Genomic DNA, 12,720 nt, shown 5'->3' with positions numbered 1-12,720 from the left:
TTTCCCTGGAGACTCCAATGCGAACCGATGCCGAACATGCCGCCCAGATGGCCCGGAAAAAGGCTGCTCACGACCGCATCGTGGCGGCCCGCGACAATGAAAAGGGGCTGGTGATCCTCCATACGGGGAAGGGAAAGGGAAAGACCACCGCCGCGCTCGGCATGGTCGTGCGCGCGATCGGGCACGGGATGAAGGTCGGCGTGATCCAGTTCGTAAAGGGGGCAATGGAAACGGGAGAGGCGGCTGTCTTCGCCCGTTTCCCCAACGTCGAATTCAAGCCCATGGGCGAAGGCTTCACCTGGGATACGCAGGACCGGACGCGCGACATCGCCGTCGCCCGAACCGCTTGGGAAGAAGTGAAGCGCATGGTGACCGACGAAAGCTATGACATGGTCGTTGCCGACGAACTCAACATCGTCCTGCGCTATGATTATCTACCGGTCGATGAGGTGCTGGCCCTTATCGCGCAAAAGCCGAGCATGACGCATTTGGTCATCACCGGCCGCAATGCCCCCGATCAGTTGATCGAGGCGGCCGACTTGGTCACCGAAATGGAACTGGTGAAGCATCCGTTCCGCGAACAGGGGGTCAAGGCACAGCGCGGGGTCGAATTCTAGATGGAACCATGCGGCGGCTGGTGAACTCAACGGGTTGTCCATGATGGAAGGATAGCCTGTGCCCCCCGCGCGACTGCATCGCTCGTTAATCGCCCTCGCGCTGCTGCTGTCCGCACCTGCCGCGGCGCAGGAACTGCCTGCTACCCCATCGGAACGATATGGCCCGCTGTTCCGTGCCGTGAAGGAAGGGCGCGTGTTCGACGACGGCAAGACCTTTGCCGACGCCGTCCCGCGCGCTGACGACGCCGCGATCCTGGGCGCCTATGCCGCTGAACGTCCGGTGGGGAAGCCGGCGCTCAGGGCATTTGTCGCGCGCTGGTTCACCCTGCCGCCGAGCACCACCGTCAACGAACGGCCGGGACTGCGCGAGCATATCCGCGCGCTGTGGCCGCAACTGGCGCGCGTGACACTGGATGTCCCGCCGGGCGGGTCGGCACTGGCACTGCCCGGCCCCTATGTCGTGCCGGGCGGGCGGTTTCGCGAAATCTACTATTGGGACAGCTATTTCACGATGCTGGGGCTGAAGGCGGACGGTCAGAACGGGCTGGTCCGGGCCATGGTCGACGATTTCGCCAGCCTGATCGAACGCTATGGCCATATCCCGAACGGCACGCGCAGCTATTATCTCAGCCGGTCGCAACCGCCCTTCTTCGCGCTGATGACGGACCTCGCCGGGCCGCAGGACGCCGCGACCGAAGCACGGTGGCTGAGAGCCATGCGCGCCGAGCATGATTTCTGGATGGCGGGCGCCAATTGTCTTGGCGCGGATGACGCGTGCAAGCGGGTGGTGCGGATGCCAGACGGCGCGCTTCTCAACCGCTACCGCGATGACCGTGACACGCCACGCGACGAAAGCTGGGCCGAGGATGTGGCGACCGCCCGCGAAACCAACCGGCCGCAGGCTGAGGTCTGGCGCCATTTGCGATCCGGCGCGGAAAGCGGCTGGGACTTTTCTTCACGCTGGCTGGACGATCCCAGGCGGCTGGCCACAATCCGCACTTCCGACTTCGTGCCCGTCGATCTGAACAGCCTGCTGCATGCAGGCGAGCTCGTCATTGCGCGGCGCTGCAAGGCCGCCGGGGACGGACATTGCGCCAATCGGTTCCAGCGCGCCGCCGATGCACGCCGGGCAGCCATCGGACGCTGGCTGTGGGATACCGGCCGGGGGCGCTTCGCCGACTGGGACCGTGCGAACGCCGCCCCCTCCCCTCGGCTGAGCGCTGCCATTGCATTCCCCCTGTTCACCGGCACCGCCACCCCGCAGCACGCCGCCGCCACCGCCCGCACGCTCGAGCACGAATTGCTGGCGTCCGGCGGATTGAGAACGACTGATGTGACCAGCGGCCAGCAATGGGATGCGCCGAACGGATGGGCGCCGCTGCAATGGGCCGCCATTGCCGGGCTTGAACGCTATGGCAGGCCAGACCTGGCCCGCACCATCGCCGCGCGTTGGGTGGCGACCGCGAACCGCACCTATCGGCAGACGGGCAAGCTGCTGGAGAAATATGATGTGGAGCGCGCCACGGCGGGCGGCGGCGGCGAATATCCGACGCAGGACGGCTTCGGCTGGACCAACGGCGTGCTTGCGGCGATGATCGAGCGCTGGCCCCAACTCGACCCCGATCGCGACACAGGGGCCGATGGGCGGCTTCCCAACACCGCCCGCACACGATAACGACATTGCCACGATGGCCAGTGACGCCGCTGATACCGAAACCGAATCGACCCTGACCACCGCCCCCACCCCGGTGCGCGGAGTCGTGACCTCGTTCGACGTCGCCGCAGCAGCCGGTGTTTCGCAGTCCACCGTCTCCCGCGCGCTGCGCAATCTGGACAGCGTCAGCCGCGAAACGCGGGAGCGCGTGATGGATGCCGCGACGCAACTGGGCTACCTGCCCGACCTACGCGCCGCGCGACTGCGACAGGCGACGACGGGCTGCATCGCGCTGGTCATTCTGGTTCCGGCGGGCGCGTCGCGCGGATCGCTCAACCCCTTTTACTACGACCTGGTCGCTTCGGTCGAAGCCGCCGCCGTGCGAGAGGGCCGCCGCATCCTGTTATCGTTTCAGGAGCCCGAGGCGGGGTTCGACAGCGAATTCGAACAGCGCCGTGAAGCCGACGGCATGATCGTCATCGGCAGCGCAACCAACGCCGAAGGCTGGCGACACTTTACCGACGCCGCCGTTCAGGGGCGGCAGATCGTGGCATGGGGATCGCCGCACGACGACCTGCCAACCGTCCGCGCCGACAATCAGGACGGCGCGCGGCAGGCGGTCGAGCATCTGGTAAGCATCGGGCGGCGGCGCATCGCCTTTGCCGGACCGGGCTGGCAGCATCACGCCGCCTATGCCGAACGGCGTGCAGGCTATCTGGCGGCGCTAAAGGCACACGGCCTGTCCCCCATCGACATCTCGGTCGATGTTGAGGGCGATCGCGAACAGCAGGGCGCCGGTGCGATCGAGTGGCTGGCGCGGGAAGCAGCCGACGCCGATGCCGTGTTCGCCGCCAGCGATCTGGTCGCGCTGGGCGCGCTCAGGGCATTGCGCAGCGCGGGGCGACAAGTGCCCCGCGACGTGGCGGTCATCGGCTTCGACGGCATTCAGGGCGTTCGCCACTGCGACCCGGCATTGACGACCATCGCGCAGGACGTGGGCGCTGCGGGACAGGCGCTCGTCGACGCGCTGCTTCGCCGCCTTGCAGGTGAAGGCCATGCCAAGTCCCGCGTTCCGGTCCACCTGACGGTGCGCGCCAGCACCTAAAGGTCGGGCTTGCACCCGCTGCCGGCGCGATACATGCTGCCCCCGCAGACGGGGGTTGGGCAACATGGAAGGCACGCTTCGGTACAACAGGGTCGCGCGGTCGCTTCACTGGGCGATGGCCGCGCTGATCATCTTCAATTTGCTGGCGGGTTTGTTTCACGACGCGCTGGAAGGCATCGTCCGGCTGATGCCCGTGCACAAGGCGACCGGCATTTTGATCCTGACGCTGACGCTGGTCCGCATCGGCTGGCGCCTGACGCACCGGCCGCCGCCGCTGCCAGCAGAAACCGCCATCTGGGAACGCGGGGCCGCCCATGCGGTGCATCTCACGCTCTATTCGCTGATGCTGGCGATGCCGATCAGCGGCTGGATCATGAGTTCCGCGAGTCCGAACCCGATCAGCTTTTACGGCCTGTTCGACGTGCCGAAATTCGCCGTCACCCGCGGCGACTCGCTGTGGAGCACCGCGCATGAGGGGCATGAGGTGCTGGGCCTGATCATGCTTGCGCTGGTCGTCCTGCACATCGCTGCGGCGCTTCGCCATCACTTCATCTTGAAGGACCATGTGCTGCGCCGCATGGCGTGACCGGACGCGGCATTGCCGCGCCCGGCCATCCGCCTTCATTTCAGCCCCGGTGCGTCCAGGTTCAACGCCGTGGCCGGAATGACCTCTACCTGCGGATAGGCTTTGCGCAGCGGTTCGACAAAGGCCTTGGCATCACCGACCACGACAATGCTGGCGCCCTTAGTATCAAACAGCCGCGCCGCCGCCGCCTGCACCGCCGCCGGATCGACACCCTCAACGGCCGGGATATAGCGGGACAGTTCGTCCACACCGACCTGTTCGATGACATAATCGCCGATCAGGTCCGCGACCCCGCTATTGGTTTCGATGGCGCGGCCGAACCCGCCGATCAGCACCGCCTTGCGCGTTGCCAGTTCGGACTCAGGCGCCGCTTCGGCGCCCAGCCGCTGCATCTCCGCCGCGATGATCGACACGACTTCGGGCGCGGAGGGGTTCTTGGTCTGGGTCGAGGCGGTGAACGGCCCCACGCCCCGCCGCGCATCGATCGAGGAGCGCGCGCCATAAGCCAGCCCGCGCTTGATCCGGATTTCCTGGTTCAGCCTTGACGTGAACCCGACGCCAAGCGTCGCATTGGCAACCTGGCCCGCATAGAATTGGCGATCGCCCCGCGACAGCCCGGCGCGCGCGACAACCACGCCCGCCTGCCCCGCATCCGGCAGATCGACGACGATGACGCGCGGCGCCGGCAACGCGCCGTCCAGTTTCGCCGTCAGCGCCGCCTCTCCGCTCGCACGCCAGTCGCCGAATAGCTTTTCGGCCAGCGCCCGCCCCTGATCGGCGCGGACATCACCCACCAGCACCAGCGCCGCTCGGTCGGGTCGCCATGTCGCGCGATAGGCAGCGGGCAGGTCGGCGGGCGTAATCGCGTTCAGGCTGGCGGGCGTGCCACCCTCGACCGCGCCATAGGGATGCGCTCCGAACACCGCGCGCGCCGCGACCAGTTGCGACAGCGCCGCCGGGTCCTTCAACTGGACGGTCAGCCCGTCAATCGCCTGCGCCCGCGCACGGTCCAGTTCCTCGGCGGCAAAGGCCGGATTACGCGCGACGTCCGCCAGGATTGCCATCGCCGGATCCAGCTGGTCCGACTTTACCGACAGCGACACCCCCGCGCCGTCCCAATCGGCATCGCTGGCAATCGCGCCGCCCAGCGATTCGACGGCCTGCGCGATTTCCGTCGCGCTGCGTGTCGTCGTGCCCTTGGTCAGCAGCGATGCCGTCATTTCAGCCAGCCCCGACTTGCCCGCCGCGTCCAGCGCCGCGCCGCCATCGACGACCAGCTGCGCGCTGACGAGGGGCAGGTCCGGGCGATCGACCACAATCACGCGCAGCCCGTTCGCCAGCCGCGTCTCGACCGGCTTGGGCAGGCTGGGCTGTACTGCGGGGCCGGGTTCGGGCGGCAGGATGCGCGCATCCGCCGGTGCCTGAGCATGAACGACGATGCCCGGCGGCGGGGTGAGCGGCGCCGCGCGCACCGTTGGGGCGATCGCGATCAAATCGCCCTTCTGACCCGCCGGCGCACTCCCCGCCGCGTTGTACAGCACAGTCGAAGCGCGCGCGGGCGTCAGATACTGCCGGGCGACGCGCTGAACATCGGCGGCGGTCACGGCTGCGATGCCTGCCAACCGCTTGTCGGCGGCGGCGGGGTCGCGCTCGACAATCACGCCCTGCGCGACCTGAAACGCCTTGCCCTCCGCCGTTTCGCGGCTTTGCAGGGCTTCGGTCAGCAGTTCGTTCTTGGCCTCGGCCAGTTCGGCTTCGGTGACCGGCTCGTCGCGCAAGCGAGCGATTTCGCGCGAAATTGCCGCCTCCCCCGCGGCAGAGGTCTTACCGCCCGCCAGAATGGCATAGACGCTGAACAGGCCCGTTCCCTGCTTTGCCTCGTAAAAGCTCGCCGCCTGCGCCGCCAGCTGATCGCGATAGACCAGGCCTTGATACAGGCGCGAATTATCGCCGCCCGCCAGTACCGCGTTCAGTACCGTCAGCGCCGGGCCATCCGCGGTGCCGGCCGGTGGCAGGGGATAGCTGACCAGCACGGCGGGCAGCGGCGTGTTCGGCTCGTAAACAGTATAGCGCCGCGCGCCGCTCGGCTCCGGCTCCTTCACCGTGACGCGCGGAATGGCGCGTTCGGGCCGTGCGATGGGCGCGAAATACTGGTCGACCCATTTGTTGAGCTGCGCGGGGTCGAAATTGCCCGCCACCACCAGCACGGCATTGTCGGGCCGGTAATAGGTTGCATGGAATGCGCGGATATCCTCGACCGTGGCGGCGTCCAGATCGGCGATGCTGCCGATGCCGGGCCGCGCATAGGGATGCACGCGATAAGCGGCCATCGGACGATACAGGTAGAACAGCTTGCCATAGGGTTGCGCCAGCACGCGGCTGCGCAATTCTTCCTTCACGACATCGCGTTCGGATGCGAAAACTTTTGGATCGACCACCAGCGACGACATCCGATCCGCCTCTGCGAACAACAGCCGCTGGAGGTGGTTGGCAGGCACCAGCTCGAAATAATTCGTGTAATCGTCGTCGGTTGAGGCGTTGTTGTAACCGCCGACATCTTCGGTCAGCCGGTCGAGCTGTTCGTCGACCAGATTGCGCGTCGCCTTGAACATCAGATGTTCGAACATGTGGGCGAAGCCGGAACGCCCCGCGGGATCATCCTTTGACCCGACATCGTACCACACCTGGACCGATACGTTCGCCGTCCTGGTATCGCGAATGGCATAGACGCGAAGGCCATTGGCCAGCGTGCGCTCGGTAAAGGCGATCGGCTCCACTTTTGCAGCGGTAGCAGCGGGGCGCGACTGGGCCAGCACTGGCACCGGCGACAGCAAGGTGGCGGCAAGCAGGGCGGCGGCGAAACGGGGCATCGACAACTCCGGTCAAGGGAGCGACGGGTTGTGCCCGACGTGCGACCGCTGTCAATCGCCTCGCACGCCTTTCCGCATCGCAAGCGTTTCGGGGCGGCGCAAACCGCCGCCCCGCCGCTCGCTCACCAGCGTTGCTGGCGGTCGTTCTTCTGCACCTTCACCCGCGCCGACAGGCGATCAAAGCGGCGGTCCAGATCGCGGCGTTCGCCAACGCTCAAACCGCCGCCCGTCCGGCGATAACGCGCCTCCAGCGTCGCCAGCTCACGAAACTGGGTGCGCAGGCGCACTGCCTCCTTCCGGTTGAGCGCGCCGGAGCGGATGCCCTGATTGATCCGCGCCTCGATCCGCGCCTGACGGCCGTTGATCGACTGCCATTGCTGTGCGCTGGCCGCAGCCGGCAGCGAGGTGGCGGCAACAGCAAGACCGGCGAACATCAGCGAGAGCTTTTTCATGATCTGTCTCCTCCGAACACGACCGCATCGGTCGATGAAGGGAGGATTGCACCGCGCCTGTCGCAATCATTTCGCGCGCAACGCGGAAAACTGTCGCAAAGAATTGCAGCGCCGCCGCGCCGGTTCAGCCTCGCGCCGTCAGTCCATGCCCGGATAGCGTTCGAAGCGCGGCAGCCCGCCGACCTCATCCATCCACACCAGCCGTTCGCACACCATGATTTCCGCCTGCGGTGGCGACGCTGCCGGATCGTCAAGCGTGGCCGACTGGACGTCGACAATGCCCGGCAGCATGGCCGGATTGCGATAGAAAAGCCCCGTCCCACAGGTGCCGCAAAATTCGCGCGTGACGCCTGGCGAGGATTCGCACCGCGTCGGTCGCCCTTCGACGCTCAGCGCATCTTCGGGAAAGGCGATCCAGCCGACCATCGGCGCGCCCGCCGATTTCCGGCAGTCCGCGCAATGACACAGCGCATGATGTTCGGGGCTGCCCACCGCCGAATATCGAACCGCACCACACTGACACCCACCCGTCAACGTCATGGCTTCCTCCTGCCGCCTGTTCGTTCTATGTTCCCATGCAACGGGTCCTGTGGCAAGCGTAACCTTGCCCGCCCACCCCCATCCCCTTACCTGCGAGCCGATGACCGATTTCCGACCCGCCGTGAACGAACCGCCCTATCTCAACGGCCTGAACGAGCCGCAGCGGGAGGCGGTGCTGACCACCGATGGTCCGGTGCTGGTGCTGGCGGGTGCCGGCACGGGCAAGACGGCTGCACTGACCGCGCGGCTGGCGCACCTGATCTATATGCGAAAGGCTTGGCCGTCGGAGATTTTGGCGGTCACCTTCACGAACCGCGCCGCACGCGAAATGCGCGAACGGGTCGGGCGGCTTGTCGGCGACGCGGTTGAGGGGATGCCGTGGCTGGGTACTTTCCACTCGATCGGTGCAAAGCTGCTGCGGCGCCATGCCGAACTGGTGGGGCTTCAGTCCAATTTTACGATCCTCGATACCGACGACCAGCTTCGCCTGCTGAAGCAGCAGATCGTCGCCGCCGATCTCGACGAAAAGCGTTGGCCCGCCCGCTCGCTCGCCGGGCTGATCGACGAATGGAAGAACAAGGGCCTGACCCCCGCCGATATCGACGCGGGCGAAAGCGAACGCTTTGCCAATGGTCGCGGCCAGGAAATGTATCGCCAATATCAGGCGCGCCTGTTGGCAGTGAATGCCTGTGACTTTGGCGACCTGCTCCTCCATTCGCTGACGCTGCTCAAGACCAATCGCGAAGTGCTGGAGCAATATCAGCAGCGCTTCCGCTATATCATGGTGGACGAGTATCAGGACACCAACAGCGTCCAGTATCTGTGGCTGCGTCTGCTGGCACAGGCGCGGCGCAACCTGTGCTGCGTGGGCGACGACGATCAGTCGATCTATTCGTGGCGCGGCGCGCAGGTCGAGAATATCCTACGTTTCGAGCGCGATTTCCCCGGCGCCAAGGTCATTCGCCTCGAGCAGAATTACCGTTCCACCCCGCATATTCTGGGCGCTGCTGCCGGCGTGATCGCCAATAATGGCGGACGACTGGGCAAGACGTTGTGGACCGAGCTGGACGCAGGCGAAAAGGTCCGCGTGCTGGGCGTGTGGGATGGCCCGGAAGAGGCCCGCCGCGTGGGTGAGGAGATTGAAAGTCTGCAACGGCGCGGCACCAGCCTTGACGATGTCGCCATACTCGTCCGCGCACAGCATCAGACGCGGGAATTCGAAGACCGCTTCATTTCAATCGGCCTGCCCTATCGCATCATCGGCGGATTCCGCTTTTACGAGCGCGCCGAAATTCGCGACGCCCTCGCCTATCTGCGCGTCGTCGCGCAACCGGCGGACGATCTGGCGTTCGAACGGATCGTCAACACTCCCAAGCGCGGCCTGGGCGACAAGGCGGTGCAGAAAATTCATCAGCTTGCCCGTGCGGAAGGGCTGCCGCTGACCACGGCGGCCGCCCGCATTCTCGATACCGATGAACTGACGCCGCAGGCCCGCCGCTCGCTGGGCAATTTCATCGGCGATCTCGCACGCTGGCGACAGATGGGACAGGAACTGCCCCATCCCGAACTCGCGCGGCAATTGCTGGACGAAAGCGGCTATACCGCGATGCTCCAGAACGAAAAATCGGCGGAAGCGGCTGGACGGTTGGAGAACCTGTCCGAACTCGTCCGCGCCATGGAGGAATATGAAACGCTGGGCGCGTTCCTCGAGCATGTAAGCCTGGTGATGGAGCGGGAGGGCGGCCCCCGCACGCCCGAAGTGACGATCATGACGATCCACGCCGCAAAAGGGTTGGAATTCGAAAACATATTCCTCGCCGGATGGGAAGAAGGCCTGTTCCCCTCACAGCGCGCGCTGGACGAGGGGGGCACCGCCAGCCTGGAGGAGGAACGCCGCCTCGCCTATGTCGCGATCACCCGCGCCCGGCGGCGCGCGACGATCCTGCACGCCGCCAATCGCCGTATCTATGGCCAGTGGACCAGCTCGCTCCCCAGCCGGTTCGTCGGTGAACTGCCGCCTGAACATATTGAGGCCGAAACCACCATGTCGGGCGGCGAAAGCCTGTGGCGCGCCAACTGGTCCGAACGCGCCGACCCGTTTGCCGATGTCGGCCGCGGTACCGGGCGCGGACCAGGCTGGCAGCGTGCGGCCAGCGGCGGCTTTTCGCGTGAAGCGCCGCGCGTCATCGAATCGCGCGCGTCCGCCATCAGCCTTGGCAACAAGGGACGCAGCGACCTGAGCGTCGGGATGCGCGTCTTCCACCAGAAGTTCGGCTACGGGTTGATCGACCGGATTGAAGGCAACAAGCTGGAGGTCGAATTCGAACAGGCCGGGCGCAAGCGGGTGATGGACAGCTTCGTCACCATCGGCTGACGCGGCGCTTCGCGGCGGCCGGTTCGCTCCGGTCGCCCGCCTCAGCGTTCGATCGCGAAAACGACCTCACCGCCATATTTCTCGTCGGCCGGGTCGAACAGCTCACTCGGCGCAAAGGCCGTGTCGGTGCGCGCCAGATCATTCAGCCCGATCAGCTTGAACGTGCCCAGCTTGGTCTCACGCGGGGGCTTACCGTTCAGGCTGACGGTGATCGCGTCGATGAACATGTCGCCGTGCCGCGTCCAGATCGCGTGCGGGGCCAGCAAAACATCGGTGCGGTTATAGGTCGCCGTGACGCAGGTCCTGCGCACGATCGCTTCAAAGATGGTTGGGGCGGGGCCGCTGGGGGCGGCGGAATCGGTCACGCGCTCTTCGTCCTCAAGGGTCCTGATGGTCGGGCCGCACGCCTATCGTCTCGCTTGCGTTGCGGCAACAGACTGGTTCGCCTCCGACGTGCTTTTCCCGCGCCGGGCGACAGGAACGGCAGCCGGCTCGGCTCGTTCGGCATCGGTCATTCTGACGAGGAGAACAGCCATGCCATATGTGAAGGGCCGTGACGGCACCGATTTGTATGTCAAGGATTGGGGCAGTGGCCGCCCGGTTGTGCTGATCCATGGCTGGCCATTGAACGCCGACAGTTGGGAACCACAGGCTATTGCGCTTGCCGAAGCGGGCTATCGCGCAATCGCTTATGACCGGCGCGGTTTCGGCCGGTCGGGCCAGCCGTGGGCCGGCCACGATTACGACACCTATGCCGATGACCTGGCTGCCATCCTTGATGCCGCAGGCGCAACGGATGGCGTGGCATTGGTCGGCTTCTCGATGGGCGGTGGTGAGGTCGCGCGCTACATGAGCCGGCATGGCGGACGCGGCATCACTCACGCTGCGCTGATCGGATCGGTTGTCCCTGGCATCGTTCAGTCCGATGCCAATCCGAACGGCGTACCCGAAGCGAAATTGACCGAAATCGCCGAACAACTAATGACCGACCGCGCCGCATTTATGCGTGGCTTCTTCCGCGATTTCTACGGCGTGGGCATGATCACTCACCCGGTCAGCGAAGACTATCTCGACTGGTCCTGGAATGTCGCGATGCAAGCGAGCCAGCACGCCACGATCGAGGCGGCAAAGGCGTGGGGCTATACCGATTTCACGCCTGATCTTCCCGCCTTTGGCGTGCCGACGCTTATCGTTCACGGCACGGGAGATGCGACCGTCCCGATCAAGGCGACTGCGCACCGTGCCGTTGATGGCATCGCGCGCAATCAGCTGGTCGAGTATTCCGGCGCGCCCCACGGTCTGTTCGCGACTGAAGGCGATCGTCTGACGCGCGATCTGCTGACGTTTCTCAGCAACTAAGGCTCAGTCCTCGCGAACGTGCCGCCGCCGCCATTTGGCGGCGGTACGGATGCGCCAGAACAATACGGCAATGCCGTAACCGACGACAGCGCACCCGATCGATATGACGGCAAGCCCGAACAGCATGGCTGGGGCCGCTTCCGACAACAGCCAGCCGATCCACTGCGACACGCTTGCATGGGATTCGACCAGCGCCATGAAGCCAGAGGCATCGGCAGTGCGCCCCAAAAGGAAATTACCCAGCCAGACCGATGCATAAAGGATGAAGGGCGTCGTGGCCGGATTGCTGAGGAAGGTCATCCCGGCAGCGATGGGGATGTTCGCCCGGACCGGCAGCGCCAGCAATGCGGCGCCCGCAATCTGCAGGCCCGGTATCATCAGAAAGATGCCAACCAGTAAGCCCAGGGCCGTACCGCGCGGCACAGAGCGTCGCGTGAAACGCCACAGCTCAGGCGCCAGCACCCGATGGGCGACCGGACGCAGGATCTTCACATCCTCCAACTGCTCGCGCGTGGGCACATTGGCGATGATCCAGCGTGCAAGCCAGTCCTTGGGCGGGCGTTTCATGTCAGCCGCGATCGCGCAGCAATCGCTGCTGTTCGCGCTTCCAGTCGCGCTCCTTTATCGTTTCGCGCTTGTCGTGCGCCTTCTTGCCCTTGGCCAGCGCCAGCTCGACCTTGGCCCGCCCGCGTCCGTTGAAATAGATGCTGAGCGGGACCAGCGTCATCCCCTCACGCGCGACAGCGCCGTGCAGCTTGCCGATCTCCCGCTCGTGCAGCAGCAGCTTGCGCGGGCGCTTGGGCACGTGATTGTGGCGGTTGCCGTGGCTGAATTCGGGAATGTTGGCGTTGACCAGCCAGACTTCCTCGCCCTTCACCTCGGCATAGCTTTCGGCGATGGAGCCCTCGCCGAAACGAAGCGACTTCACCTCGGTGCCGGTGAGGGCCAGCCCCGCCTCATACACATCCTCGATGAAATACTCGAAACGCGCGCGCCGGTTCTCGGCGACGACCTTTTTCTTGTCGAATGTGGTGGGGCGTGGTCGGGACATTGGACGCGCGAGATAGGCGTGCGCGAGGCGAAAGGGAAGCGGCCACTAACGGCTTTGGGCCGACACGCCCCCCGATCCACGACAAAACGTCATGAACCCGCCCGCGCGAAGC

12 protein-coding genes are annotated in these 12,720 nt (G+C 65.6%); 6 read left to right on the top strand and 6 right to left on the bottom strand.

Features of this window, described 5'->3' with window-relative positions; genetic code table 11:
• The first annotated feature begins 17 nt into the window (after positions 1-17).
• From cobO to ACAX61_RS10535, 4 genes are all read left to right on the top strand, one after another.
• Positions 18-617 (top strand): cob(I)yrinic acid a,c-diamide adenosyltransferase, encoded by a 600-nt coding sequence (gene cobO, locus ACAX61_RS10550; RefSeq protein ID WP_370714711.1) that lies wholly within the window; start codon positions 18-20, stop codon positions 615-617.
• A 58-nt stretch (positions 618-675) separates the two neighbouring features.
• Positions 676-2,292, top strand: coding sequence for an alpha,alpha-trehalase TreF (treF, locus tag ACAX61_RS10545; RefSeq protein WP_370714710.1), 1,617 nt, complete (start codon positions 676-678; stop codon positions 2,290-2,292).
• 13 nt (positions 2,293-2,305) lie between these two features.
• Positions 2,306-3,376 (top strand): LacI family DNA-binding transcriptional regulator, encoded by a 1,071-nt coding sequence (locus ACAX61_RS10540; protein WP_370714709.1) that lies wholly within the window; start codon positions 2,306-2,308, stop codon positions 3,374-3,376.
• A 64-nt stretch (positions 3,377-3,440) separates the two neighbouring features.
• Positions 3,441-3,962: a cytochrome b gene (locus ACAX61_RS10535; protein ID WP_370714708.1), complete on the top strand. Its 522-nt coding sequence runs from the start codon at positions 3,441-3,443 to the stop codon at positions 3,960-3,962.
• Positions 3,963-3,997: 35 nt separating this feature from the next.
• Here the strand turns inward: ACAX61_RS10535 and ACAX61_RS10530 are convergent, their stop codons facing one another.
• From ACAX61_RS10530 to ACAX61_RS10520, 3 genes are all read right to left on the bottom strand, one after another.
• Positions 3,998-6,832 carry a M16 family metallopeptidase gene (locus tag ACAX61_RS10530; protein ID WP_370714707.1) on the bottom strand — a complete coding sequence of 945 codons (2,835 nt, stop codon included), beginning with the start codon at positions 6,830-6,832 and terminating at the stop codon, positions 3,998-4,000.
• A 122-nt stretch (positions 6,833-6,954) separates the two neighbouring features.
• The gene (locus ACAX61_RS10525) at positions 6,955-7,284 is read right to left on the bottom strand and encodes a hypothetical protein (RefSeq protein ID WP_370714706.1); all 330 of its coding nucleotides are present in this window, start codon (positions 7,282-7,284) and stop codon (positions 6,955-6,957) included.
• Between the two features lie 138 nt (positions 7,285-7,422).
• Positions 7,423-7,824 (bottom strand): GFA family protein, encoded by a 402-nt coding sequence (locus tag ACAX61_RS10520; protein ID WP_370714705.1) that lies wholly within the window; start codon positions 7,822-7,824, stop codon positions 7,423-7,425.
• A gap of 100 nt (positions 7,825-7,924) precedes the next feature.
• Between ACAX61_RS10520 and ACAX61_RS10515 the strand changes: the two genes are divergently transcribed.
• Positions 7,925-10,198: an ATP-dependent helicase gene (locus ACAX61_RS10515; RefSeq protein WP_370714704.1), complete on the top strand. Its 2,274-nt coding sequence runs from the start codon at positions 7,925-7,927 to the stop codon at positions 10,196-10,198.
• 41 nt (positions 10,199-10,239) lie between these two features.
• Here ACAX61_RS10515 and ACAX61_RS10510 read toward each other — a convergent pair whose 3' ends face one another.
• Positions 10,240-10,563, bottom strand: coding sequence for a hypothetical protein (locus ACAX61_RS10510; protein WP_370714703.1), 324 nt, complete (start codon positions 10,561-10,563; stop codon positions 10,240-10,242).
• A gap of 169 nt (positions 10,564-10,732) precedes the next feature.
• On the opposite strand from ACAX61_RS10510, the gene ACAX61_RS10505 reads away from it, so the two are divergent.
• Complete coding sequence (locus tag ACAX61_RS10505) at positions 10,733-11,557, top strand: alpha/beta fold hydrolase (RefSeq protein ID WP_370714702.1); 825 nt, start codon at positions 10,733-10,735, stop codon at positions 11,555-11,557.
• Positions 11,558-11,560: 3 nt separating this feature from the next.
• Here ACAX61_RS10505 and ACAX61_RS10500 read toward each other — a convergent pair whose 3' ends face one another.
• Entirely contained in the window at positions 11,561-12,124 is a 564-nt protein-coding gene (locus ACAX61_RS10500) for a DUF2062 domain-containing protein (protein WP_370714701.1), read from the bottom strand.
• Between the two features lies 1 nt (position 12,125).
• Positions 12,126-12,608, bottom strand: coding sequence for an SsrA-binding protein SmpB (gene smpB / locus ACAX61_RS10495; RefSeq protein ID WP_370714700.1), 483 nt, complete (start codon positions 12,606-12,608; stop codon positions 12,126-12,128).
• Between the last annotated feature and the right edge of the window lie 112 nt (positions 12,609-12,720).

The organism is Sphingomonas sp. IW22 (genome assembly GCF_041321155.1).
Lineage (GTDB): Bacteria > Pseudomonadota > Alphaproteobacteria > Sphingomonadales > Sphingomonadaceae > Sphingomonas.
This window is presented reverse-complemented; position numbering and strand designations above follow the sequence as displayed.

Excerpts from the sequence above, each read along its gene's own strand:
- cobO (WP_370714711.1), top strand. The coding sequence starts at position 18 with ATGCGAACCGATGCCGAACATGCCGCCCAGATGGCCCGGAAAAAGGCT.
- ACAX61_RS10540 (WP_370714709.1), top strand. The coding sequence starts at position 2,306 with ATGGCCAGTGACGCCGCTGATACCGAAACCGAATCGACCCTGACCACC.
- ACAX61_RS10535 (WP_370714708.1), top strand. The coding sequence starts at position 3,441 with ATGGAAGGCACGCTTCGGTACAACAGGGTCGCGCGGTCGCTTCACTGG.
- ACAX61_RS10530 (WP_370714707.1), bottom strand. The coding sequence starts at position 6,832 with ATGCCCCGTTTCGCCGCCGCCCTGCTTGCCGCCACCTTGCTGTCGCCG.
- ACAX61_RS10525 (WP_370714706.1), bottom strand. The coding sequence starts at position 7,284 with ATGAAAAAGCTCTCGCTGATGTTCGCCGGTCTTGCTGTTGCCGCCACC.
- ACAX61_RS10520 (WP_370714705.1), bottom strand. The coding sequence starts at position 7,824 with ATGACGTTGACGGGTGGGTGTCAGTGTGGTGCGGTTCGATATTCGGCG.
- ACAX61_RS10515 (WP_370714704.1), top strand. The coding sequence starts at position 7,925 with ATGACCGATTTCCGACCCGCCGTGAACGAACCGCCCTATCTCAACGGC.
- ACAX61_RS10505 (WP_370714702.1), top strand. The coding sequence starts at position 10,733 with ATGCCATATGTGAAGGGCCGTGACGGCACCGATTTGTATGTCAAGGAT.
- ACAX61_RS10500 (WP_370714701.1), bottom strand. The coding sequence starts at position 12,124 with ATGAAACGCCCGCCCAAGGACTGGCTTGCACGCTGGATCATCGCCAAT.
- smpB (WP_370714700.1), bottom strand. The coding sequence starts at position 12,608 with ATGTCCCGACCACGCCCCACCACATTCGACAAGAAAAAGGTCGTCGCC.